Origin of the sequence: Pseudomonas sp. P105 (assembly GCF_032614175.1) — a bacterium.
GTDB lineage: Bacteria > Pseudomonadota > Gammaproteobacteria > Pseudomonadales > Pseudomonadaceae > Aquipseudomonas > Aquipseudomonas rhizophila.
The window spans coordinates 5,123,323-5,147,396 of record NZ_CP126693.1 but is presented as its reverse complement, the minus strand read 5'-3'; the positions used below and the strand labels follow the sequence as shown (position 1 = coordinate 5,147,396).

The window sequence follows — 24,074 nt, the reverse complement described above, 5'->3', positions numbered from 1 at the left end:
GCTGCGGTGCTACGACCAAGAGGTCTGATTAGATGGGCATGGATCAGAGAACCCCGAGGCTGATGGCCTTTGACCCAAGGAATTTACCGGTTCGTTCGGTCGACTATTGGCGCAACATCGAGAACGGGCCCACGCAAGAGCGCGTCACTCGCAGCCTTTTCGATGCCGCCGGTCGTTTGGCAAAACAGTGGGATCCTCGATTGTGGCGCTTGCAACAAGACGATCAGTCGGCGCCGGCCAACCTTACGACGGTTTATTCGCTGTCCGCTGCCGCGCTGCGTACCGATAGCGTCGATGCGGGCAGGCAGATCGATCTGCCTGGGCTCGCCGGCGAGGGTTTGCGGGCGTGGGACGGTCGGGGCACGCATCGCGAGGTGGGCTACGACGACCTGCTCCGTCCCGTGGTGGTGCTCGAACAAGGCGCCGGGCAACTGCGTCGGTGCATGGAGCGGTTGAAGTACGGTTCCCCGGGCCGGGGCGATCGCGACCATAACCAGTACGGGCAGTTGATCCGCCACGATGACCCGGCGGGTAGCGTGCTGCTGGAGTCGTTTTCCCTCACCGCGCAAAACCTTGTCCAGAACCGTCGCTTCATCCTTGATGCCGTCACTCCCGACTGGCCGGAGCCGGAAGCCGAGCGCGAAACACTGCTCGAGCCCGGCGAGGGCGCCCGGTCAACCTGGTGCCTTGGCCCCCAGGGTGACGTGCTGGAGCAAATGGATGCCCTGGGCCATCGACAACGCAAGAGACTGACCCGTGATGGCCGGTTGCATGAAAATCACTTGTTATTAAACGGGCAGGACACATGGCAGCCGCTGGTCAGGGATATCCGTTACAGCGCCGAGGGGCAAATAGAGCAAGAAACGGCCGGTAACGGCGTGCAGACCACACTTCGATACAGTCCCGATGATGGCCGGTTGATGGAACGCCACGCCAGGTGCGCGGAACAGGTGCTGCAAGACCTGTTCTACACCTATGACCCCATGGGTAACGTGCTGAGTATCGAGGACAAGGCCCTGCCGGTGCGCTACTTCGCCAATCAGCGTATCAACCCGATCAGTCGTTTTATCTACGACAGTCTCTACCAATTGCTTGAAGCCAGCGGCTGGGAGGCGGGCGCTGCCAATCAGGGACCGCAGTCCGTTGGTCGCGTCGACCCGGCGGCGGTGAGCAACTACCGGCAGACCTATCGCTACGACGAAAGCGGCAACCTGCTGGAGCTGACCCATGTCGGCGCTCAGAATCATGGCCGCCAGTTGCAAGCGGCCCGCTACAGCAATCGTTGTTTGCCGTACCGCAACGGCGTGCCGCCAACGGAAGATGAAATCTGCGCCGCGTTCGATGCGCGGGGCAATTGTCTGGAACAGGACGAGGGGCGTTTCCTGGCTTGGGATCTGCGCAACCAGTTGAGTTCGGTCACCCCCATCGAACGCGCCTCAAGGCTTAACGACGGTGAGATTTATGTTTACGACGGCAGCGGTCTGCGCGTTCGCAAATTGCGCACTCTGCAAGCCGGTGCCCGGACGCTGACCGCCGAGGTGCGTTATTTGCCTGGGCTGGATCTGCGTGCCGACAGCGGCACTGGGGAGTCTCTCCAGGTCATCATCGTCCAGGGTGGGCTCAACAGTGTGCGGGTATTGCATTGGGAAAGCCCATCACCTGCGGGGGCCAATGACTTCTATCGATACAGTTTTACCGACCAATTGGGTTCGACCAGTCTGGAGCTTGCCCAGGACGGGAGAATCATCAGCCGCGAGCACTTCTATCCTTTCGGCGAGACCGCGTACCTGGCCGGGGAAGATGTGATCGAGGTCAGTTACAAGACGGTTCGTTACTCGGGCAAGGAGCGGGATGCAACAGGGTTCTATTACTACGGCTATCGGTACTACATGCCCGGTCTGCAGCGCTGGCTGAATCCAGACCCTGCGGGAGATATCGATGGGCTGAATCTGTACGCGATGGTGAGCAATAACCCGCTGACTTTTCGGGACGCCGACGGGCTCAACAAGACTGGCAAGTACGAAATAGAAGTGGGCGTAAAAAACCGACTGAAGCTCACAGCGGCAGCGCTTACGAGCAGGGTTGGCGTGTTCAAGGAAGCCACAGGAAAGTTCAGCGATGTGAATGACTTCAAAGTGGTGGAGGTCGGTGCATTCAATGACTATCTGGTGGGAGGGGATGAGGTCAAACAGAATCTACAACGCTACAAGCAACGCTATAAAGCCCTCTCCAGCGAAACATCGAGTTCGAAGGTCGTTGGGCAACCTTCAAACTTCGGTCTGGGGGCAAGCATTTCCAGTTACATGTTGCGCAGTGCCAATGATGTATTCGTGGACGAGCCGATCGATCCGGACGCGTTGAACAGGCACCCTGATTTCGTCGTTGAGCGGCGCTTTTTCGCGGTCATGAAAAAATCCGACAAGTTGAAACCACCTGAAGAGCGACAGATTTATGGTCTGGCCGAATTGAACGCGTTTACAACGAAGGGAAAAACCGAAGTGGATGTTGTGCAAGTGGTCGTCCACCCTGAAACCCAGGATGGCGGGACCTTGAAGAAAGAGGCGTTGGCGCAGGCCACCTCAGTGGCGCGACTGCCGATCCTGAAGGGGGTGGGTACATTCTTGACGGTGCATGCAATCAAGGCCATTTCGAAGGGCGCGGACATCAGAAAAATCAGAACGGACGCGGTCAATCCGCGCTCGGCCAGGATTGCCGAAAAGTTTGATGCCAAGCGAGTGGTCAATCAATAAAAAAGCCCCCACCCAACCCACTGCGGATAGGGGACGCAGTGGGCTGGACGGGGGCTTCTTGTTCTGCTGATCGTTATTGGGCGATGGTTTTCACCGACACGCCGCGTTCGACCGGGGTGGAGCGACCGTAGATGTCTTCGAAGCGTTCGATATCGTCTTCGCCCAGGTAGCTGCCGGACTGCACTTCGATGATTTCCAGCGGGATCTTGCCCGGGTTGCGCAGGCGATGAACCGAGGCGATCGGGATGTAGGTCGACTGGTTTTCGCAGAGCAGGAACACGTTCTCGTCGCAGGTCACTTCAGCGGTGCCGCTGACCACGATCCAGTGTTCGGCGCGGTGGTGGTGCATCTGCAGCGACAGGCATGCGCCCGGCTTGACCGAGATGTGCTTGACCTGGAAACGACCGCCCATGTCCACCGAGTCATAGGAACCCCATGGACGATAGACCTCGCAGTGGTTCTGGGTTTCGGTGCGGCCCTGGGCGTTGAGGGTGTTGACCATTTGCTTGACGCCTTGGACCTTGTCCTTGTGGGCGATCATCATGGCGTCCTTGGTTTCGACCACCACGATGTTGTCCAGGCCGATCACCGACACCAGCTTGCCATTGCCGTGGATCATGCAGTTGCGGCTGTCCTGGACGACGACGTCGCCCTTGGTGACGTTGCCGTTGGCATCCTTGGCGTTGACTTCCCACAGCGACGACCAGCAGCCGACATCGCTCCAGCCGGCCGACAGTGGCACCACGCAGGCGCGCTGGGTCTTTTCCATCACCGCGTAGTCGATGGAGTTGTCCGGGCAGCAGGCGAAAGTGGCTTCGTCAAAGGTGATGGTATCGGCCGTCTGTTCGCTGCGCTCCAGGGTCAGCAGGCAGGTGTCGTAGATGTCCGGATCGTGTTTTTTCAGCTCTTCGAGGAAACGGCTGGCGCGGAACAGGAACATGCCGCTGTTCCAGAAGTAACCACCGGCTTCGACGAACTCGGTGGCGCGCTTGACGTCGGGTTTTTCGACGAAGTGCGAAACGCGGCTCACCCCTTCAGGCAGCAGGGCGTCGTTGGTCGACTTGATGTAGCCATAACCGGTTTCCGGTTTGGTGGCCGGTACGCCGAACAGCACCATTTCGCCACGCTCGGCGGCCACGGTGGCCAGGGCCAACGCACGTTGCAGGGCTTTCTGGTCTTCCAGCACGTGGTCGGCCGGCAGGACCAGCATCAGCTCGTCGCGGCCTTCATTGACCAGCATCATCGCCGTCAGGGCCACGGCCGGCGCGGTGTTGCGCCCGAACGGTTCCATCAGGATGCGCTGGGCTTCCAGCTTGCGGTTGGTCAACTGCTCGTTGACGATAAACCGGTGGTCTTTGTTGCAGACCACGATCGGGGTGTCCATGCCTTCGAACACCAGGCGCTCGAGGGTCTGCTGGAACAGGGTGTGTTCGCCGGTCAGGGCCAGGAACTGTTTAGGGAATTGCTTGCGCGAAAGCGGCCAAAGACGTGAGCCGCTACCACCTGACAAGATCACCGGAATCATGTTTGTTACTCCTACAAATCGAAATGGTTTTTAGAGCTACTGCGTTCTGTCGTTTCACTCTCTTGTTGTTGTTCCTGCGGCAGTGGCAAGCCTTGAGCTTCAAGCTGCAAGCAAAAGCTTGCCGCTTGAAGCTGGAAACTTGCCGCTGCTCTTATCGGGTCGACACCGGGCGTTTTACCCACACTGGCGACAGGCTGCTGCCGGAGCCGGTGACGTACAGCACGGCCGCTTCGCCGCGTTCCAGGGCCACGGGCTTGAGGTCGCCGACTTTCTTGTCGCCGTCGAACAGCGCCAGGCTCACTTTCACCGGGTTGATTTCACGCTCGCCACGGCTCTTGGCCGCTACGGTCTTGACCACTTCGGTCTTGCCGTCGGCGGTCTTGAGGGTCAGCGGCTTGTCGCTAAGGTTCTGCACGCGAACCAGGGATTTCTGCTTGTTCTTGAATGGCGGTTCTTCGATCAACTGAGGCTGGCCGCTGGCGTTGTTGACCAGGGTGTAATAGTGATCGGGAGCCAGTTTTACCGGGACGGTCTGGCTGCCGACCTTGGCACTGTAGTCGCCGCCAGGCATGAAGCTGAAGTCGGTGCTGGCCAGTGGTGCTACGTCGCTCAGGTTGGTGCTGCCGACGGTGGCGCTGACTTCGGCGTTGCTGGCGTTGTAGATCCGCACGAAGCTCGACCCTTTTGGCGCAACCGGGCCATACAGGGCCGAGTCACCTCCGGCAAAGGCAGACAGTGAAAGGGCGCTCATGCTGGCAACCAGGGCAACGGCCTTGAGGGAGCGAGCGGCGAGACGGCGAGGAGTTGTAGTGAAAGTCATGGTGGACCTCTCTTTCAGTTTTGCGCCCGGTCGGGCGTCTCGGATGGGGTGTTGGCGGCTACGTTCTGTTGGCGTGCGCCGGCTTGCTTGAGTTCTGCGACCCACTGCGGGTCGGCGTCACCGATTTCGTTGTTCACAGGCAGATAACGTTCAGGAAACTCCCAGATCAGTACCTGGGGCGGGCTGTTCTTGAAGGCGTCGCTCTTGAGGTAGCTGAGCATCGGCAGAATCGGGCCATGGCCGTCTTCGGCGTAGTTCACGACGTCGCTGTTCAGGGCCTGCTTGAGGGCGCCGACGAAGTTCCAGGTGGGGTTGGCGCTGTAGCTGGTGCCGATCAGCGCCACCGGCACTTGGGCATCGGCAAACAGCGCGTCGCCTTCGGCCGGCTGATCGTCGGCTTCACGGGTGGTGCGCTTGACCAGCGGCTCCTGGGCTGGCATCAGGTTTTCGAACAGCGGATCCAGAGGCAGGAACTGACGCAGGTCGCCCTTGTGGATGATTTTTTCCGCTGGCGTTGTCACGAAACGTTGTGGCTCGCCGTTGAGTGGGGTGCGCTCGGCAATCGTCTTCGCCAGCATCTCGGCGGCGACCTGCGCGCCTTCGGGAGTCCAGTGGGTGTCGGTGCGCAGGAACACTTGTTGGCCGTTTTGCTTGGCCTGTTGCATCGGGCCGAGCAGGTCAGGGGCCAGGATCTTGTCTGCCGCCACACGGGCATGGAAATCCTGATAGAGGTTGGCGTGAATGCTGGACGGCTTCACTTCACCCAAGTGTTCCGGGTAGAGGCGCGCCTTGGCTGGCACGATCGCCATCACCAGGGTAATGCCCTGTTCCTTGAGCTTCTGGCGCACGCCTTCGACCAGCGCGTAGTTGCCTTGCAGGTTTTGCTCTTCGTTGACGATCGGATTGAACTCTTCGTCGCTGTACAGCCACTGATCGCGACCCAGGACCACGCCTTTGCGGCCCTCGTTGAACAGCTTGTAGTCCAGTGCCGCCCAGATGTTGGTGCCCAGGCGCTTGATCGGGAACTCGTCGTCGTAGTGCGTCTCGACGGCTTTGCTCCAACGACCGTTGAGCACGGTCGCATCAGGGTTGGTGCTGAAGCCGAAGAAGCTGCGCACCGACCACAGGCCCAGGACCGTCAAGGTCAGTAGGAACAGTGCGATGTAGAAGATGCGTAATGAGCGGGTCATGTTCAGATCCCTCAGAACTGGAAGTAAAGGAACGGCGAGAAGCTTTGCGCCGAGAGTTTGAGAATCGAGGCGATGAACAGCACCAGCACCAGCGTGCGCATCACGTAGCGCGGCCAGTCAGCGACCCAGTACGCCGGTTGCACCTGGGCTTCGACGCCCACGGTGTAGCCCGGTTGATGAATGCTCGACGGGTTGTCGCCCGGTACAGCCTTGATCAGTCCCGGTTGTGCAGTGGCCGGGCCATCGGCCTCGGTGTTCACTTCAGGCTTGGTCTTGACCGGTGGACGATTGGTGTAGAGATCGCGCAGGCCAAAGAAGGCGAGGGTGGCGTAGGCCACCGCCAGCGTGGCGATTTGCAGGCCGGTGAGGTTGGCACGGGTCAGTTCCGACAGCGACAAGTCACCGAAGCTGAACATGGCGCCATACATGCGGCCGGCCACGTGCAGGTTCTCGGCACGGAAGATCACCCAGCCCATCACCACCAGCAGGAACGTCAGTGCCCAACGGATCGGGTTGATGCTGCGTGGCGTGGTGTTGATACCCACCGCTTTTTCGATGGCCAGCCACATACCGTGCCAGGCACCCCAGATCACGTAGGTGATGTTCGCGCCGTGCCACAGACCACCGAGCAGCATGGTCAGGAACAGGTTGCGATAGGTCATCAGCGTGCCTTTGCGATTGCCGCCCAGGGTGATGTAGAGGTAATCGCGCAGCCAGGTCGACAGGCTGATGTGCCAGCGCCGCCAGAACTCGGTAATCGACTGGCTGATGTAGGGCTGCTTGAAGTTCTCCATGAAACGGAAGCCCATCATCAAGCCCAGGCCGATGGCCATGTCGCTGTAGCCGGAGAAGTCGAAGTACAGTTGCGCGGTGTAGGCCAGGGCGCCGAGCCAGGCATCGCCCGTGGTCGGGTTCTCCAGGGCAAAGCAATGATCGGCCACCACCGCCAGGGTGTCGGCGATGAACACCTTCTTGATGAAGCCCTGCATGAAGCGCGTGCAGCCTTCGGAGAACTTGTCCAGGGTGTGGGTGCGGTTGTTGAACTGATCGGCCAGGTCGCGGAAACGCAACACGGGGCCGGCGATCAGGTGCGGGAAGATCGCCACGAACGCTGCGAAGTCGATCAGGTTGTGAGTTGCCGGGGTATCACCGCGATACACGTCGATGATGTAGCTGATGGACTCGAAGATGTAGAACGAGATCCCGATCGGCAACAACACGTGGGTCAGGATGAACGGATTGAGACCGAAGCCGGTAATGATCGCGTTGAGGCTGTCCACACCGAAGTTGGCGTACTTGAAGTAGCCCAGGATGCACAGATCCACACCCACGCCGAGCAACAGCCAGCGCTGGGCCGGTTTGGTGCGCACGCCGGCGGCGCCGACTTTCAGGCCGATCCAGTAGTTCCACAGGGTGACGCCGGCGAACAGCGCAAGGAAGTCCACGCGCCACCAGGCATAGAACACATAGCTGGCCAGCAATAACAGCAGGTTGCGATAGCGTTGCCCGCTCAAGTAGTACAAGCCGAGAAAGATCGGCAAGAACAGGAACAGGAACACATTGGATGAAAATACCATCCCGATCTCTCCATGTTGAATCAACAGTCAAGGGCCAGAGCCCCCCCAAACCCCCCCATGAAAACCGGGAGGTTTTATTACATTTCAGACGCTTTGCTCCCACAGCTCCCCTGCCAGGCAGGGGATACGGCATCAGCTACCTTTTTCGCCTTTTTCCCATGACGGGTCGTACACCTTGGTCAAGTCCCCGCCGAGGCGGAACGTCTTGAACGGTTGCATTTCATGCTTGCGTTCCAGCACATCCTCGGGGCATGTGTAGAGGCTGCAGAACGGTTCCAGCCAGGCGAACTTGGAATCGATTTTCAGATCCTTCATGTCCTGCTCATCGCCGTTCTTGTCTTCGAATATCTCCGGGTCTTTCACCCCGGCCAGCACCTGGTCACCCAGGCGCTTGAGGGCGCCGTTGTTTTCCTGGCGCAGGTCCACGCCGTTGACCTGGGCGAAACTGGCGATCATCGCCAGGGGCGGCAGGGCATAGTTGTGATAGGACAGCGCCCGTTGCTTGCGCTTGAGTTCGTTGGGCAAGAAGCCCTCGGCGTCGACCTGGTTGACGCCGACCTTGTATTCCTTGACGGCCCAATCGAACAGGTCGCGGCGGTTGGTCGCCACGGCGGTGGCCATCACCGACCAGGCGGCCCAGTAGGAGTGGTTGTTGATTTTTTTCAGCGGCAGGTTGTCCCAGTCGCTCACCACCTGATCGGCCATCTTGCTGAACCAGCCTTCGATCAGTTGCGCCTGCTCCTGGTGATTGGCCAGTGGGCGAGACTCGGAGAACTTCAGGCGTACGTAGGCCGAAGCCATGCTTCCCAGGGCCCATTTGCGCATGGACTTGCCGGTGTGGTTGAAGTCCTTGGACATCAGCGCATCGGCCTTGGCCCAGGCGGTCAGCCAGTTCAGGGTGCATTCCAGCTGCTCGGGGCGGCCGTCACGCATGAATTGCATCACTTGTTTGCTGACGCCGCGTTCGATCCGGGTGATGTCGGAAGTGGCATCACGGAAGGCTTTTTCCGATTTCACGTTCAGCGTTGCGCGGGCCTTGTCGGAACCCTCGTACTTGCTGCGAAATTGCAGGGCGCCCGTGTAGGGCGTTGGTACTGCCTCGCAGCGCTCGTCAGAGCTGCCCGTCTTGAATTTTTCAATCGGTGCGAAGTAACCCTGGGGCGGGCGTAGCGGGGCCGCGGCCTGCGTCGCGCCGGCGAATATCGCCAGGGTCAGCAGGGACGGCGCCAGCAGCGTTTTCAACGTTCGGGTGCGCATGGTTCTAGTCATGAGACGAGACCTCATTGTCCGATTTGAGCCGTTTGTTGCCCGGCTTGCGGAGATGCGTTGCGTTTGCAGACTTTCGCTTCGATTTGCTGTGGCTCGGCACCGGCTTCAGGTCCCTGGACTTCTACAGCCAGCAGGTTCTGGGAAGCCCAGTCCTCGTCGGTGCGCAATTGGAAGGCGAAACGTCCGTCGGTTTCGGAAGTGTCCGGTTTTTCGATCTTGATATCCTCGTGGCGCCCATTCATGTACCAGAGGGTGGCTTGTAAGGTTTTCACCGACGTATCGGCGAAGCGGATATCGATCTGGTGGCTGCCGTTACGCAGGTCCATGTTCTTGCTGTTGACCATCAATTCGTTCTTGCCGGGCTTGAGGGCAGTCTTGCTGCTCATCAGCGCGGGCTTGCCTTCGCAACCGTTGTTGTCCAGCAACGCCATCATCTGGCGGTAGATGGTTTCCTGGTCCAGGCGATACAGCGGCGAGAATTCCCAGATGAGGATTTTCGGCGGGCTTTTCTGGAATTCTTCGCTGCCCAGGTACTGGATCATCGCGCCTTCCAGACCGCCGCCGGGAAAGGCGACGTTGAGGATGTCAGCGCCGATGGCTTCTTGAAGGAAGCCGGCGAAGTTGTAGTTCTTGCCGCTGTGACTGGTGCCCACGAGGGTGATTTGCGGATCACTGGAGTCGCCGAACAGGTCGCCGTCGCCGGCCTCGCCTTTAGGCTCGGTGGTGAACTGGTCCATGTACTGGACCGCGTAGCTGGTGCCGCACAGCTGGCCGGCCATGTTGTGCAGGGTGCCGGTCTTGCCCATGCGGCCGGACTTCTTGGTCTCGAACTCACGCTTGGGAATGTCGGCAAAGGCCGGGATCTGCTTGACCTTCTCGGCCACGATCTTCGCCGTGCGCTGGGCGCCGTACGGGGTCCAGTGCTGGTCGCCACGGAAGTAGAAATCGTGGGCCGGCAGGGTGTCGGGCAGGTTTTCGTTGGTCAACGGCGACAGGTCCGGCACCACATAACCCATCTGCGCGAAACGCCCGAGCATGCTCTTGTAGTTGGTCAGGGCCTTGTCGAAGTCGTAACTGGCCTTTTCCTGAGGGTTGAGTTTGTTGCGGTTCACCAAGCCCCGGGTCGGTTGATACACAAGCACCAGCTCAACGCCTTTTTTCTTGAACGCGTCGTGCAACTGCTGCATGCGCTTGTAGCCGGCCGGGGTGGTATTGAATTCGGTACGCAGGTCTTCCTGGGTACGGAACAGCCAATCGCCCTGGGCCTGTACCAGCGTGGTGAAGTTCTGCTGATAGCGCGTGGTGTAGTTCTTCGCGTCATAAGCAGCCGGGCACAGGTTGCAGCACGGTTCGGCAGTGAACACAGGCGCTGTGGTTTCAGCGGCGCGCGCGCCGCTTGTGGCGGCGAGAATGCCGGCAGTCAGGGCGGACAGGCCCAGAAGTTTGATCATCTGTGGGTTCATAAAGGTCATCCTCAGTCCCGCAATTCAGTCTGGCGTTCGACAGGGTCGATCAGCACGGCTTTCTGCTGGCGCACCAGCAGGTCGAGAATTTCATCCTGGCGCTCGCCCAGGATCCCCGAGAAGCTGATGCCGCTGGATTTGGTCGGCGCGAGCATGGACACGCGGTAGAGCTCAACGCTCAACGGTGAGTCGATGGACAATGGGCCGCTGCCGTTGGCAGCCAGTTCACCACCGACCACGATCAGCGAGACCTGGGCGTCGAACGGGTCGAGCTTGATGTCCCGGTCGGTGTCGGACAGGTCCTTGATGTGGCCGTAAAGACCGGTCAGGCCGTTGGCCATGGACACGTTTTCGTAAAGGCGGATGTTCACGCTGTTACGAATCCGGATGCCGTGGCGTCGGTTGCTGATCACTTTGTTGCCCCACAACAGGTTGTCACCACTCTCGTAAAGCGTGATGCCGTCGGTGTGGTTCTTGTAGATCTCGTTGTAGGCGATCAGGTTGTTCACGCTGTTACGGTCGATCACCAGGCCCGAGAGTTTGTTGTCGTAGCTGCGGTTGTTGAAAATGAAGCTGTCGTTGACCTCACGGGAAATGATGATCCCGTGCTTCTTCTTGGTCCCGTAGACGGTGTTGTCGGCGATGATCAGCCGATGGGAACGGTCGTGGGGGTCAATGCCGTAGACGATGTTGTCCTTGTAGGTGTTGCCCTTGACCACAAAGTCGTTGGTTTCGTAGCAATAGAAGCCGTACCACATGTCCGAGAACTCGGAATCGATGATCCAGCCGGTCGGTTCCGGCCGCTTGAGGACCTTGGCCATGTTGGGCGTGTACTGGGAAATACTGACCCCGTACGACTTACTGTTGGCGTAGCCGAAGCTGGCCATTTTGGTATTGACGATGTAAGTCTCGGTGCCACCCCAGGACAGCAGGAACGGACGGAATTCGTTGGCCGAGCGGAACGTGGCGGGGCCATTGTCCTTTTCGCGCCAGCCAGTGACCTTGGTGTCGCGGATGAACATCTTTCCATCGTTGACCAGGAAGGAGCCGCCCTCTTGGGACAGGCGCAGTTCCTGGGTCTGTTGGTCGATTTCCAGAATGCCTTTTTCACCCACCACAATCGGAATCCTGGCCAGGAAGACACCTGGCGAGGTTTCCCTGAGGTACTGCTTGGGCACTTTCTTGGCCAGGTCCTTGAGGTTCATGTAGCCATCGTCGATGAAGATGGCCTGTGGGATGCCGTGCTGGCGCACCACCCACTCGGCCATCTTGTTGTCGCCGCCGATGAAGTCCTTCAAGGCGTTTTCCTGCATCATCCGGCGCACGCTGACCTTGCCGGGCTTGCTGCGCACGATCTTGGCCGCGGCCGCTTCGGCGGTGAAGCCTGTGAGGTCGGGCAGGGTCGGCGCAGCCAGTTCCAGCGGAGCGGTCGGCGCGCTGCTGACGGTGTAGGTCTTGGCCTGCTGCAGTTCCTTGACCACGTTGCCCGGTTTGACCACCGGTTCAACGTTGGCGAACGCCGACGAGCCGGCCAGCAGCATCGCTGCGGCCAACAGGCTGATCGAACCTTTCATCGCCTGGCTGTTCCTGAGGTAGCGGTTCATATCGGGCACTCCCATGGTCATTCGCATCAGAAGCGCCAGATCACGTCGACAAAGGCGCGATGCATGTATGAATCGACCTCTTTGCCGTAGGCGTCGCCAGGCTTGAACACACCGCCGCGAAAGCGCACCAGCGCCGACGGCTCGTCGATGGACTGGCTCAGCGCTGCCGGCAGCAGGCCTTGCTTGAAGTACTTGGTGACCACAAGGTCGACTTCCTGGCCCAGGTCCTTGTTACCGTCGCGCAGTGGCAGGGACGAGGTGGACAGGATTGCGCCGGTCACATCGTCGGTGTTGTTTTCCACCGCGTTGATGCCGTTACTGCCCACAGGCTTGTTGCCGTCCACGCGCCAGAACTTGTGGTACACCAGGCTTGCGTCGTATTCGTCACGCAACTGCCAGGAACCGAATAGGCTGGCGCTCTGGGTGTTGGCCATTTCGCCACGGAAGGCTTCACCGAAACGGTGGACCCGCGAGCGGGTACCGGTGTAGTTCGAGCGGTTGCTTTGCAGACCGTTCTGTTCGTAGTCCTCGCTGGCGCGGGCATAGGCCGCACCGACTTGCCACTGCGGATCCAGGCGCAGACGGATGCCCAGGTCGGTGGCCCAGCCATCGACGTCGTCACTGCGCTTGAGTTGCGTGGGGCGCGTGCCATCGGCGTTGAGCGGGTTGACGGTGTCGCGATCGCCGGTCATGCCGGTCAGGCTGGCCCAGTAGTTGACGGTGTTGGTGTTACGCCAGTTGTAGGCGTCACTGTTGGCTTCCAGGCCCAGCCAGGACAGGTCACCGTTCTGGGTCTTGTCCAGGGAATCGGTGGCTTCGCCCGGGGTCGGGTAATCGAGGCTGCCATTGTCGTGGGTATGGTGGGCACGGATTCCGGCCCACTGGCCTGGCATCCACTGGTAGCCCACGTCACCGTAGACGTGCAGGCGGTCCTTGTCGTCAGGCGACAATTCCTTGAGGTCGGTGCGGTATTCGCTGAAGCGCTCGGCGACACCCAGGTTGGCCCGCAACAAGGTGGTATCGAAGGTCCAGTTCAGGGCTTCGATGTTGGTGTCGCGCCATTGGCCGTCTTCGTTGCGTAGGCGTTGGCGACCGAATTTCAGCTGTTCGCCCGGGTAAGGGGTCAGGCCCCGATAGCCAATCCAGAATTCGCGCATGGCCAAGTAGTTCTTCTTGACTTCGCGATCACCGCTGTCGGTTTGCGCGGTCGCGTCATCGGACTGTTGCAGGGTGTCGGTCTCGATGGTGTCGGTAGACGTCACGGCCTGGGCCATGGCGTAGGCGCTCCAGGCACCGCGCTCACCGTAGATCCAGGGACGCAGGTCCAGACCGATACCGTTGACGTCGCCGCCGCGCTGGGTGCCGAGGTCGCGATCGTCTTCGGACTGGGCGGTGATTTTCACGTCCAGGCCGAAGTTCTGGTCTTCAGTCAGGGCCGCCAGGGTCGGACAGGACCACAGCAGGGCAAACGACAGGCCAATACCGGCCTGCACAAAAGGATTGAGCTTCAAAGGCTTCATAGAGGTTCCTCGCCGTCATCTTCTTTTAGGGCTTGCAGTTCCAGCGTATCGGGGCTCATGGAGCCGCGAATGGCCTGCTCTTGTTGTAGCAGGCGCTGGGCTTGTGCAAGCTGGTTCGGCGGTAATTGGGCTTCGAGGGTCTGGGCAAGCTCGATGGCTTGCGGGGTGTTCTGGGCCTTGGCCAATTGACTGAACACATAGGCATTGACCGGGTCGGGCTTGGTGCCCTTGCCTTGGGAGAACAACTGGGCAATGGCGAAATCGGCGCTGTTCTGGCCGTTACGGGCGGCCTTGAGCAGATGGTCCAGAGCCTTTTGCGAATACACCTGGCCCAGGTAACCACGGCGATAGATCTGGCCCAAGTAGTAATCGGCGGCCACTTCGCGGCCAACGGCTTTCTGGAAATGCGCTTCGGCGACCTTGGCGTCAGCCGGCACCCATTTGCCTTCGTAGTACAGCTTGCCCAGCAACAGATCGGCACGTGGCTGATCGGCGGCGCGGCCGTTTTCCAGGTACTGCATCATCTTGTCGACGTCACCCAACTCGGGGAAGTCGTAGAGAATCTGCGCCAGGCTGACCCAGGCAGCGGGATAGCCAGGGGCGATGCCTTCGAGCAACGACTGTGCGGTTTTTTCGTCGGTCTTGCCCAGGCTCGTATCGGCCAGGACGCGGGCGACGCTGTCCACACGCTGGGCGGAGACGGTGCCACTCTGGTGACCGGCCTGCATTTGCTTGAGCAACTCGGCCTGCTGTTCAGGCTGGCCGCGTTTCTGATAGACCGTGGCCAGTTCGACGTAGCAGATGTCGGTGGTGGCCAATGCCGCCTTGCAGACTTTTTCCACTTCATCCAGATGCTGGTCGTAGGTGCCCTGGGTGCGATAGAGCAGAATCTGCGCCAGGCCCGCTTCCGGGTAACCGGCGCTGCGCCATTGGCTGATCTGCTGCTGAGCGTTGACGTTCGGGAAGCTTTGGGGATATTGCAGGTACAGCATCGCCAGCGGGATCAGGGTGCCGCCCTGACCGTTGGCGAAGGCTTTCTTCAACAGGCCTTCGGCTTCGTGCTTTTCCGCTTCGCTGGAGCCGGGCTTGGCCACCAGCAGGCGGCCCAGGCGAGCCTGGGCCCGTGGCGAGATATCGGCCGCGGCGCGGTAAGTCGCCTCGGCCTTTTTCATCTGCTCGGGGTCGCGGCTGTCCACCTGGATGTCGGCCAGGCCGACCTGGGCTTCGCTGTAGCCCAGGTCTGCCAGTTGCTGATAGTTCTGCTGTGCCAGCGTCGTGTCACCGCGCTTGAGGGCTTCGTTGGCCAGGCGCTGGTCGGGCAGGCCGGCGCAGCCGCTGAGGCCGATTGCCAGCGCCAGCGCACACAACGCATACCCTGTGTGGGAGCGAGCCTGCTCGCGATGCAGGCCGCTCGATACACCAGGCACACCGCTTTGATCCCATCGCGAGCAGGCTCGCGCCCACAGGGTATGCGGCGTCTTGTTGTCTTGTGGAGTCGTCACGAGCATGTCCTCCGCTTAAATACCGACAGCCATGGCTTTGTCGATCAGCCAGTTCAGGTTCGGGCCACGGTCGCTGGTAACTTCTACCGGCCGGCCGGCCAGCGAGCTGTCCAGGGGTTCGTCAGGCTGGATCAGTACGCGGATATCGGACGACAGGTCGGCACTTTTCAGGCTGGTGCTGCTGACGATCTTGCCGGTACGGGTGGTGTCTTCGCCGGCAACCTGGAAGCTGACCGGAGTGCCTGGGCGCACGTCGCCGAACTGGCGATAGGAGAAGCGTGCTTCAACGTTGGCTTCGGTGCCCCGTGGGACCAGTTGGAAGATCACGTCACCCTTGCTGGCGTACTGACCGTCGGACACCAGCTGCTGGGACACGATGCAGTCGCACGGCGAGGTCAGGGTGCCGGTCATTTGCTTACCGAACAGCTCCTCGACCTTGGCCGGTTGCAGCTGGTTGTCGTCCAGGTGGCCCTTGAGTACATCGAGCATGCTGGTGCTGAACGTGGCCAGCGGGGCGCCTTTGGCAGCAACGCCGTCAGCCTTGACCAGACTCTGCACGGTGCCGTCGCGCGGCATGGTGATAGCCATGCCCGGTACGTTCACCAGGCCCGCCTGGGCGTGGCTGACGAAGTACATGCCGTACACCGACTTGAAGATGAAGCCGAATGCCGCCAGGCCGACGATAAAAATCGCCAGGCTGAAGGTCACGGCCCGCAGGCGGCCCAGGGCGGTCATGCCACCGTTGTCGTCCTTCTGCTTGCGCGCCTTGGTGAAGTTGTCGCGTTGCAAAGTCGCCAGCACATCGCCGACGCCGACGATGTCGCCGGCCAGGTGCGAGGTGATGATGTGACGCAGCGTCGAGATGTCCCGAGGCTCCAGATTCTGGAACTGGCAACCGGTACGACCGGTCTGGCGGTCGTAGGAGCGAACCTGCAGTTCCACGTCCATGGCCAGGCCAAGGTTGTCGATCACGAATTGCAGGCGGCCTTTGTACGCTTCGCCGACCTTGAGCGGCATCTGGCCGGCGTTGAAGCACAGGCCTCCGGCCGACAGGTCCAGGACCTTGACTTCCATGGGGGTACGGTCGGGACCGAAGAAGCGCAATTTGGCCGGGATTTTCACTCGGGCGTGTTGGCGCTGGGCTTCGGATTCATGCACTACGTTGACATTCACGGCGGTGTTCATAGGGGCGATTTCCTAGTTAATTCAGGCGAGTTCGGTCAGACCATCATCAGCAGCACGGCAACGAAAACGCTGCCGGCGGAGAAGGTCATGGTCCGAGACGACCAAGTGTTGAACCAACGTTGAAAGCTGGCGAGATCACGGGTCAGATGGGTGGGCTGGCGAGTCCAGGACTGTTGGTCGAGGCGGAAGAACACGTAGATCTTCACCAGCGCGCCAACGATCTGGTTGTAATACAGAATCGCCGGGTAGGCCGGACCGATCCGGTGTCCGGAGCACGACAGCAACAGGGTCAAGAGCAACCGGGTGATGCCGATCCACAGCAGGTACACCAGGATGAACGCGGTGCCGTACTTGAAGCTGGCAATCAGCGCCACGGTCAGGCCCAGCAGCGAGGTCCACATCGACACGCGCTGGTCGAACAGCACCACCGAGGTGAACAGGCCCAGACGCTTCATGCCCAGGCCCAGTGCCCGGGAGTTCTGCCGCAGGTTGTTGCCATACCAGCGGAACATCAGCTTGCGACTGGCCTTGATGAAGCTTTTTTCCGGCGGGTGCTCGACGGTGTTGATCGCCGCATCGGGTACGTAGAACGTGTCGTAGCCCAGGCGCATCAGGCTGAACCAGCTCGATTTGTCGTCGCCGGTGAGAAACTTGAAGCGGCCCAGGCGCCAGTGTTGCAGCGAGTCGCTTTCCACGTCGGCGATGAAATCCGGGTTGGTGACCACGGTGGCGCGGAACACCGACATGCGGCCGGTCATGGTCAGCACACGCTTGGACAGGGCCATGGAGCACATGTTGATGTGGCGCTGAGCGAAGCGCAGTTTGTGCCATTCGCTCATGATGTAGCCGCCGCGCACCTCGCAGAACTCGTTGGTGGTCAGGCCGCCGACGTTGCCGAACAGCTGGAACCACGGCACGGTCTTGCGCACCACGCCTTCGCCGAGCACGGTATCGCCATCGATCACGGCGACCACTGCACGGTCGTCCGGCAAGTGGCGGGAGATGGCGCGGAAACCGAAGGCCAGGCCGTCACGCTTGCCGGTGCCAGGAATGCGCACGAAGTCCAGCTTGACGTGCTCTGGCGGGTTCATGCGGGCCCAGAGGCTCTTGACCAGCAGTTCGTCGGACATTTCCACGATGGAGCAGACCACAGTGGTCGGCAGCCCGCAGTCGATGGCTTCGCGGATTACCGAACTGTAGACCTGGGCGGTCGTCAGTGCGTCGATCCGGAAGCTGGTGACCATCAGGTACACGTGGGACGGATCCGCCGCCTTGCCCAGCTTGCGTACCTTGCGGCGCAGATGCGGGTAGACGATGTACAGGAAGATCATGCCGCGCACGAAATGCGTCGCTCCCATGGAGTAACGCCAAATGCCCACGGCGCCGATCAGGAAAATGAAATCCTTGGATTCGGAGTCGAACGTGGACGTGGGCAACGCCATGGCGATGCCCATCAATAAACTCAAGTAAAACAGCCAACCGGCGGCCTGAAGCAGGCCGTGCTTTAGCCTGTGCATAATCTGCATCCGTCTCTATCTCGGGCGGGCCTTGTGGGCGGCCCGATGGGTTAAGGCAGGCGAAAGGCCGGCCGGGCCTGGGCCCGGCCGGCAAACAGACTTACCAGCAGATGCCTTCGGTCCGGCCACTCGGGTTGGTGGCCTTGGACATGAAGCCAACCAGGTCGATGACCTGCTTGCCTTCCGGTACGTTCTCGGTCAGCGCGCGGAACTTCTCGTCACGGTTGCCCAGGATGATGATGTCGGAGCTGTCGATCACCGAGTCGAAGTCGGCGTTGAGCAAGGACGAGACGTGAGGAATCTTCGACTCGATGTAATCCTTGTTCGCACCGTGGACGCGGGCGTATTCGACGTTGCTGTCGTAGATCTTCAGGTCGAAACCCTTGCCGATCAGCATTTCCGCCAGTTCCACCAATGGGCTTTCACGCAGGTCGTCGGTGCCGGCCTTGAAGCTCAGGCCCAGCAGGGCGACTTTGCGCTTGTCGTGGCTGGAAACGATGTCGAAGGCGTTCTGCACCTGGGATTCGTTGCTGCGCATCAGCGAGTTGAGCAGCGGCGCTTCCACGTCCAGGGAACCGGCGCGGTAGGTCAGGGCGCGAACGTCCTTGGGCAGGCACGAGCCGCCGAAGGCGAAGCCTGGGCGCATGTAGTACTGGGACAGGTTCAGGGTCTTGTCTTGGCAGACCACGTCCATCACTTCACGGCCATCGACGCCGACTGCCTTGGCGATGTTGCCGATCTCGTTGGCGAAGGTCACCTTGGTGGCGTGCCAGACGTTGCAGGTGTACTTGATCATCTCGGCGACAGCGATGTCCTTGCGGATGATCGGCGCATCGAGCTCTTCGTACAGCGATTGCAGAACGTCGCCGGAGGCTTTGTCGAACTCGCCGATAACGGTCATCGGTGGCAGGTCGTAGTCCTTGATCGCGGTGCTTTCACGCAGGAATTCAGGGTTGACCGCGACGCCGAAATCGACACCGGCTTTTTTGCCGGAGCAGTCTTCCAGAATCGGGATGACCACATTCGCCACGGTGCCTGGCAGCACGGTGCTGCGAACCACGACGGTGTGGCGGGTGGTCTTGTCGCGCAGAACAAAACCGATCTCGCGGCACACCGCTTCGATGTAGTTGAGTTCCAGATCGCCGTTCTTCTTGCTCGGTGTACCGACGCAAATCATCGACAGGTCAGTATCACGAATCGCTTCGGCGAAGTTGGTGGTTCCGCGCAGACGGCCTGTTTCAATACCTTGTGCCAACAGCTCGCCCAGACCGGGTTCAACAATCGGCGATTTACCGGCGTTGATCATGTCGATTTTGTCTTTGGCGACATCTACGCCAACGACATCATGGCCCCGTGCAGACAGGCAACCGGCACATACTGCACCGACGTAACCCAAACCAAATATGCTAATGCGCATCGCATTTACCTCTGTTTTTCACGCCATTAAATGGCCGGAGTTAATAGTGTTCAGCGGTCATAGTGCACTCGGAAGTGTGGAATGCAGACGCCACAGTGCCGTGTGCAGGCATACTAAGTTCCGAGTGTCTAAATAAGTGCACTCAAGTTGTGCGCAATGCGGCCTAGTTGTTATGACCTGCCCTGTTATGCAGCCAGTCCTCGTATTCGGGAACGTTCGTGCAAAGGTCCTTCACCTCCGATCCCTGGCAAAAAGCCCACAAAATCAGAAGCTTGTGTGCTCTGGCGAGCACGTTATAGGGGCGCAGCCTTGGCCTTGTAGGGGATAGTAATGGTGCGTTATCTCCTGTCCTTTATAAGATGGATCCAAATAGGCGACCGTTTCGCTAAATTGCCATGACAACTTGGTTACTTGGATCGACGGCCTATGTAAGTCATCTCTTACACGCACGGCGAGAATCGTTACGGGTGGTATGAGCCGTGCAATTTCACATAGTTCCGATCCGCTCATCGCGATTTTCGAAATTTTTCGAAATATTATGAAAGATGGCACTGACCTCATGATGATGGCACTCACCGTTTTGACCTTTGATAACGGGGAGTTAAGGGGGGTAGATATTTTTGTGCCACTACCGAATAAAAAATTTGGTGCCACTACGTAAAAAACTGACAGGTGTCGAGTGAAACAAAAGTTAGCGAGGGAAGGGGGCGATTTATTGGCGTCATGGAACTGACGAAGTGGGCGGGGAAGTTGGATGACGTGTTCGGGTTTGATCAAGGCCCCTGATCAAGGGGCCATATAAAGATGTGCTTTATTCGGGGGCATGGTCACGCAGGAACACCAGTTTGTCCGCGCTCGATTGTTGAGCATTGAAACGGTAGCCCTGGGCATCGAACTGCTTGAGTGCTGCTGGATCGTTGATGCGTTCCTGAATCACGAAGCGGCTCATCAGGCCGCGGGCCTTCTTGGCGTAGAAGCTGATGATTTTGTACTGGCCGTTCTTCAGGTCCTTGAACTCGGTATCAATGACCCGCGCTTTGAGCGCGCTGCGTTTGACCGCCGAGAAGTATTCATTGGAGGCCAGGTTCAACAGTATGTCGTCGCCCTGGTCAGCCAGCGCTTCGTTCAGCCATTCGCTGATGCGTGTGCCCCAGAAGGCATACAAGTCTTTGCCGCGGGCATTGGCCAGCTTCGTGCCCATCTCCAGGCGATAGGGTTGCATCAGGTCCAGTGGGCGCAGCAAGCCATAAAGACCGGAGAGCATGCGCAGATGCTCCTGGGCATAGTCGAAATCGGCTTCGGCAAAGCTTTGTGCATCGAGGCCGGTGTACACATCACCCTTGAAAGCCAGCAGAGCCTGTTTGGCATTGGCCGGGGTGAACGCCGGCGTCCAGCTGCCGAATCGTGCGGCATTGAGACCGCCGATCTTGTCGGAGACGTGCATCAGCTCGCTGATCTGTGCCGGCGAGAGTTCGCGCAACTGTTCGATCAGTTCCTGGGAATGATCCAGGTACTGCGGCTGGGTAAAACGCTCGGTGGCCGGCGGTGTTTCGTAATCGAGGGTCTTGGCGGGGGAAATCACCATCAGCATGTAATCGTCTCCTTCAAAGGTGCGGCGATTCTAGGGGGTTGTCCGGGTGGACTCCAGCTATTGGGGTGATAGGTGATGGATGGGCAAGCCTTGCTTCCACCGAGTCCTCTGACCACAAGGGTATTGCTTCAGGATCGGCTATGATGCGGCGCGGGTTTCGTTATGGAGACATCCCTTTTGCGCATCGTCCTTCTATTGTCGGCCTGGTTCCTGAGTTTCGCGGCCATTGCCGCACCCAGCGACATCGCCACCCTGGACCGCAGCACCTGGCCGGAACAGCTCACCAGCCCGACGCTGTTCGACGTGGCCTCGCGAGCTGAGATCCTGATGTTCGCCCGGGTCCTGCTGGACACCGATGCCATGGACGAAATCGCCCTCAAGCAGCACCTGGGGCTGCGCACAATCAATATGGCGGCGATCGACACCCTGCGCGCGCGGTTGTGGCAGCGACTGCTGAGCAACTACAACTTCGCTCAGCAAAGCTGCGATCAGGACGCTTCGTTCTGTTTTCTGGTGGAAGACCTGGCGACGTTGCGCGAAGAGGCGGGCAGGCTCACGCTCGATGAAAACTCCTACTACATCAAGTGGGCTGAGCCGAGCCGGATCTTCCACGCTCAATATCTGGACGAGTTGCTGCGCAAGGCCGCGTTGTTTCCGCAGACCAGCAGCGAAATTGCGCGTTTCGGCGATTACGAGCGCAACGGTGATGATCTGAATGACCGGCTGTTCCTGCTGACCTTCGACAGCGCGGCCAACATCACGCCGGACAATACCCCGTGGCTGACTGAATACCTGCGCAAGTCGAACATGAACGGCACCTTCTTCGTGCTGGGCAAGGACATCCAGGCGCGGCTTGCAGAGCGCTCGGTCAACCACCTCCAGGCCTTGTATTCGGGGCAATGCGTCGGTGTCCAGGGGTGGGAGTTCCGCTCCCACAGCCATTGGCAGGATTGGCAGGACTCGGTGCGGCGCAGCGTCGATCTGGTCAAGGGCAAGCTGCCGGAAAACTACGTGCCGCTGTTTCGCCCGCCCCAGGGCCAGCGCCGTGGCGATGCCGGCGCATTTTTCCGCAACCAGGGCCTGCAGGTGGCGCTCTGGGATATCGACCCTCAGGACAGCGCCGGCCGGCTCAACCCCGAGCAAAGCGCCCAGCGCACACTGACCCTGATGCTTTTGTGGCGCCGCGGCGTGATCAATTTCAACGTCAAGCAGGATGCGCTGAAAACGGCGCTGCCCTGGCTCATTACGCAAACGGCGCAAAGCGGGATCGGCTGGGAAGATTGTCGGGTCGCGTTTCGCTGATTTGGCCAAAGGCCCGGAAACACTGGGGGAGGAGGAGAATTCGGCGCACTTTCATGACGACCGGACTTCCGACTTTAACGGCGCAACGGCGCAACGCCAAGCGTTATTCGTCACTCTGAAAAATAAACTTCAAAAAAGCGTCAAAGTGCTTTTTCCTGTCATGTGTTTTGGAGTATCAAGAAGTCAGACCGCCGAAACCTGCAACACAGGTGGCGTCTTCCAAGACCCAGTTGTGTGCAGTTCACCTCAAGCCTTGCGGGTGAATTCGGTGGCTACTTCGAGGCGCAGCACTGTCACGGTATTGCGTCGAATGGCCCCCACAAAGGTGACCGAGTATGGATGACCACGGACGTAGCCCTTCCTCCAACCAGCCAATCCTCTATGTACTCGATACCAACGTATTGATCCACGATCCAAACGCACTCCTGAACTTCGAAGAACACCATGTTGCCATCCCGATGACCGTGCTCGAGGAGCTGGACAAGCTCAAGAGCGGGCATCACAGCGTCGCCGCCGAATGCCGGCAGGCGATCCGCCTGATCGACAAGACCCTGGGAGACGCGTCGCCCGAGGACGTTGAACTGGGTGTGCCGATCCAGCGTGGCAAAAGTGGTCCCAAAGGCCTGCTCTCGATCCTGATGAGCAAGCGCACCGAACCCAACCTGGTGCTGCCCGAACACCTGAACGACAACATCATCATCAACCAGTTGATCGACCTGCACGCGCGCAACCAGGATCAGGCCGTGGTGCTGGTGACCAAAGACATCAACATGCGCCTCAAGGCCCGCGCCTGCGGGATCGCGGCAGAGGACTACAGCACCGACCAACTGGTCGACGACGTATCACTGCTGCCCAACGGCTATCACACCATGACCGGCTCCTTCTGGGACCGGGTGAGCAAGGTCGAGACCCGTCAGGACCATGGTCGCACCTGGCACCAGGTGCAGTTGATCGACAATCTGCCGGCGGTGCACATCAATGAGTTCATCATCGACGAACAGGGTTTCGTCGGCTGGATCAAGGAAATCCAGGTCGACAAGCTGCTGATTCTCGATCTGCACCAGGAACCCCTGCTGCATCAGGAGGCCTGGGGCCTCAAGCCGCGGGATATCTACCAGAGCCTGGCCTTGTTCGCCTTGCTCGACCCGGATATCCACCTGGTCAACCTGTCCGGCGCCGCCGGTTCGGGCAAGACCATCCTGGCCCTGGCCGCCGCCATCGAACAGACCATGGTCAGCAAGCGCTACCGGCGCATCATCGCCACCCGTAGCGTGCAGGGCCTGGACCAGGAAATCGGCTTTTTGCCCGGCACCGAAGCGGAAAAAATGGAGCCTTGGCTGGGCGCCATCACCGATAACCTTGAAGCCTTGCACATGGATGACGAAAGCACTCATGGCAGCGTCGACTACATCCTCAGCAAAGTGCCGTTGCAGTTCAAATCCCTCAACTACATTCGCGGCCGCAGCTTCCAGCAGAGCCTGATCCTGATCGACGAATGCCAGAACCTCACCCCGCACCAGATGAAAACCATCATCACCCGTGCTGGCGCCGGTTCCAAAGTGGTGTGCCTGGGCAACCTGGCACAGATCGACACCCCTTACCTGTCCGCGACCAGTTCCGGGCTGACCTACCTGACCGAACGCTTCAAAGACTTCCCCAACGGGGTCCACATCACCCTGCAGGGCGTACCGCGCTCGATCCTGGCCGAATACGCCGAATCTCACCTGTAACTGACCATCAGAACCGGGCGACCTCAAGGTCGCCCGGTTTTTTATGACTGTACGAAAACCCCTGTGGGAGTGAGCCTGCTCGCGATAGCGGTGCATCAGCCACCTATTTTTA

At 59.8% G+C, this 24,074-nt stretch carries 17 protein-coding genes; 4 read left to right on the top strand and 13 right to left on the bottom strand.

Features of this window, described 5'->3' with window-relative positions; genetic code table 11:
• Positions 1-32: 32 nt before the first annotated feature.
• On the top strand, positions 33-2,750 hold the full coding sequence (locus tag QOM08_RS23075; RefSeq protein ID WP_316912185.1) for an RHS repeat-associated core domain-containing protein: 2,718 nt from the start codon (positions 33-35) through the stop codon (positions 2,748-2,750).
• Between the two features lie 73 nt (positions 2,751-2,823).
• Here QOM08_RS23075 and QOM08_RS23070 read toward each other — a convergent pair whose 3' ends face one another.
• The 12 genes from QOM08_RS23070 to QOM08_RS23015 all read right to left on the bottom strand — a co-directional run bounded on the left by QOM08_RS23070 (position 2,824) and on the right by QOM08_RS23015 (position 19,339).
• On the bottom strand, positions 2,824-4,275 hold the full coding sequence (locus QOM08_RS23070; RefSeq protein ID WP_047228836.1) for a mannose-1-phosphate guanylyltransferase/mannose-6-phosphate isomerase: 1,452 nt from the start codon (positions 4,273-4,275) through the stop codon (positions 2,824-2,826).
• Between the two features lie 151 nt (positions 4,276-4,426).
• Positions 4,427-5,095: an alginate O-acetyltransferase AlgF gene (locus QOM08_RS23065; protein WP_047228837.1), complete on the bottom strand. Its 669-nt coding sequence runs from the start codon at positions 5,093-5,095 to the stop codon at positions 4,427-4,429.
• Between the two features lie 14 nt (positions 5,096-5,109).
• Positions 5,110-6,285 carry an alginate O-acetyltransferase gene (locus QOM08_RS23060; protein ID WP_107321917.1) on the bottom strand — a complete coding sequence of 392 codons (1,176 nt, stop codon included), beginning with the start codon at positions 6,283-6,285 and terminating at the stop codon, positions 5,110-5,112.
• Between the two features lie 11 nt (positions 6,286-6,296).
• Positions 6,297-7,862 carry an MBOAT family O-acyltransferase gene (locus QOM08_RS23055; protein ID WP_047228839.1) on the bottom strand — a complete coding sequence of 522 codons (1,566 nt, stop codon included), beginning with the start codon at positions 7,860-7,862 and terminating at the stop codon, positions 6,297-6,299.
• Positions 7,863-7,994: 132 nt separating this feature from the next.
• Complete coding sequence (locus QOM08_RS23050; protein ID WP_047228840.1) at positions 7,995-9,119, bottom strand: mannuronate-specific alginate lyase; 1,125 nt, start codon at positions 9,117-9,119, stop codon at positions 7,995-7,997.
• Between the two features lie 23 nt (positions 9,120-9,142).
• On the bottom strand, positions 9,143-10,594 hold the full coding sequence (locus QOM08_RS23045) for an alginate O-acetyltransferase (RefSeq protein ID WP_139049195.1): 1,452 nt from the start codon (positions 10,592-10,594) through the stop codon (positions 9,143-9,145).
• Between the two features lie 11 nt (positions 10,595-10,605).
• Positions 10,606-12,198 carry a mannuronan 5-epimerase AlgG gene (algG, locus tag QOM08_RS23040; protein WP_047228842.1) on the bottom strand — a complete coding sequence of 531 codons (1,593 nt, stop codon included), beginning with the start codon at positions 12,196-12,198 and terminating at the stop codon, positions 10,606-10,608.
• A gap of 26 nt (positions 12,199-12,224) precedes the next feature.
• A complete protein-coding gene (locus QOM08_RS23035; RefSeq protein WP_047228909.1) occupies positions 12,225-13,709 on the bottom strand; it encodes an alginate export family protein in 1,485 nt (494 codons plus the stop codon).
• A gap of 5 nt (positions 13,710-13,714) precedes the next feature.
• Complete coding sequence (gene algK, locus QOM08_RS23030) at positions 13,715-15,226, bottom strand: alginate biosynthesis TPR repeat lipoprotein AlgK (protein WP_139049196.1); 1,512 nt, start codon at positions 15,224-15,226, stop codon at positions 13,715-13,717.
• 9 nt (positions 15,227-15,235) lie between these two features.
• Complete coding sequence (locus QOM08_RS23025; RefSeq protein WP_047228844.1) at positions 15,236-16,405, bottom strand: alginate biosynthesis protein Alg44; 1,170 nt, start codon at positions 16,403-16,405, stop codon at positions 15,236-15,238.
• 35 nt (positions 16,406-16,440) lie between these two features.
• The gene (alg8, locus tag QOM08_RS23020; protein WP_370695168.1) at positions 16,441-17,922 is read right to left on the bottom strand and encodes a mannuronan synthase; all 1,482 of its coding nucleotides are present in this window, start codon (positions 17,920-17,922) and stop codon (positions 16,441-16,443) included.
• A 100-nt stretch (positions 17,923-18,022) separates the two neighbouring features.
• Entirely contained in the window at positions 18,023-19,339 is a 1,317-nt protein-coding gene (locus tag QOM08_RS23015; RefSeq protein WP_139049197.1) for a nucleotide sugar dehydrogenase, read from the bottom strand.
• A gap of 472 nt (positions 19,340-19,811) precedes the next feature.
• On the opposite strand from QOM08_RS23015, the gene QOM08_RS23010 reads away from it, so the two are divergent.
• Positions 19,812-20,000 (top strand): hypothetical protein, encoded by a 189-nt coding sequence (locus tag QOM08_RS23010; RefSeq protein ID WP_173406585.1) that lies wholly within the window; start codon positions 19,812-19,814, stop codon positions 19,998-20,000.
• A 150-nt stretch (positions 20,001-20,150) separates the two neighbouring features.
• Here the strand turns inward: QOM08_RS23010 and yaaA are convergent, their stop codons facing one another.
• Positions 20,151-20,930, bottom strand: coding sequence for a peroxide stress protein YaaA (yaaA, locus tag QOM08_RS23005; RefSeq protein WP_047228847.1), 780 nt, complete (start codon positions 20,928-20,930; stop codon positions 20,151-20,153).
• Between the two features lie 177 nt (positions 20,931-21,107).
• On the opposite strand from yaaA, the gene QOM08_RS23000 reads away from it, so the two are divergent.
• Both QOM08_RS23000 and QOM08_RS22995 read left to right on the top strand, forming a co-directional pair.
• A complete protein-coding gene (locus tag QOM08_RS23000; protein WP_047228848.1) occupies positions 21,108-22,232 on the top strand; it encodes a polysaccharide deacetylase family protein in 1,125 nt (374 codons plus the stop codon).
• A 335-nt stretch (positions 22,233-22,567) separates the two neighbouring features.
• The gene (locus QOM08_RS22995) at positions 22,568-23,962 is read left to right on the top strand and encodes a PhoH family protein (RefSeq protein WP_047228849.1); all 1,395 of its coding nucleotides are present in this window, start codon (positions 22,568-22,570) and stop codon (positions 23,960-23,962) included.
• Positions 23,963-24,074 lie beyond the last annotated feature (112 nt).

What these genes read in the sequence shown, in the direction of transcription:
- QOM08_RS23070 (WP_047228836.1), bottom strand. Translation starts at nt 4,275, where the DNA reads ATGATTCCGGTGATCTTGTCAGGTGGTAGCGGCTCACGTCTTTGGCCG.
- QOM08_RS23075 (WP_316912185.1), top strand. Translation starts at nt 33, where the DNA reads ATGGGCATGGATCAGAGAACCCCGAGGCTGATGGCCTTTGACCCAAGG.
- QOM08_RS23055 (WP_047228839.1), bottom strand. Translation starts at nt 7,862, where the DNA reads ATGGTATTTTCATCCAATGTGTTCCTGTTCCTGTTCTTGCCGATCTTT.
- QOM08_RS23060 (WP_107321917.1), bottom strand. Translation starts at nt 6,285, where the DNA reads ATGACCCGCTCATTACGCATCTTCTACATCGCACTGTTCCTACTGACC.
- QOM08_RS23015 (WP_139049197.1), bottom strand. Translation starts at nt 19,339, where the DNA reads ATGCGCATTAGCATATTTGGTTTGGGTTACGTCGGTGCAGTATGTGCC.
- alg8 (WP_370695168.1), bottom strand. Translation starts at nt 17,922, where the DNA reads ATGCACAGGCTAAAGCACGGCCTGCTTCAGGCCGCCGGTTGGCTGTTT.
- QOM08_RS23050 (WP_047228840.1), bottom strand. Translation starts at nt 9,119, where the DNA reads ATGCGCACCCGAACGTTGAAAACGCTGCTGGCGCCGTCCCTGCTGACC.
- yaaA (WP_047228847.1), bottom strand. Translation starts at nt 20,930, where the DNA reads ATGCTGATGGTGATTTCCCCCGCCAAGACCCTCGATTACGAAACACCG.
- algG (WP_047228842.1), bottom strand. Translation starts at nt 12,198, where the DNA reads ATGAACCGCTACCTCAGGAACAGCCAGGCGATGAAAGGTTCGATCAGC.
- QOM08_RS23065 (WP_047228837.1), bottom strand. Translation starts at nt 5,095, where the DNA reads ATGACTTTCACTACAACTCCTCGCCGTCTCGCCGCTCGCTCCCTCAAG.
- QOM08_RS23045 (WP_139049195.1), bottom strand. Translation starts at nt 10,594, where the DNA reads ATGAACCCACAGATGATCAAACTTCTGGGCCTGTCCGCCCTGACTGCC.
- algK (WP_139049196.1), bottom strand. Translation starts at nt 15,226, where the DNA reads ATGCTCGTGACGACTCCACAAGACAACAAGACGCCGCATACCCTGTGG.
- QOM08_RS23010 (WP_173406585.1), top strand. Translation starts at nt 19,812, where the DNA reads ATGAGCCGTGCAATTTCACATAGTTCCGATCCGCTCATCGCGATTTTC.
- QOM08_RS22995 (WP_047228849.1), top strand. Translation starts at nt 22,568, where the DNA reads ATGGATGACCACGGACGTAGCCCTTCCTCCAACCAGCCAATCCTCTAT.
- QOM08_RS23025 (WP_047228844.1), bottom strand. Translation starts at nt 16,405, where the DNA reads ATGAACACCGCCGTGAATGTCAACGTAGTGCATGAATCCGAAGCCCAG.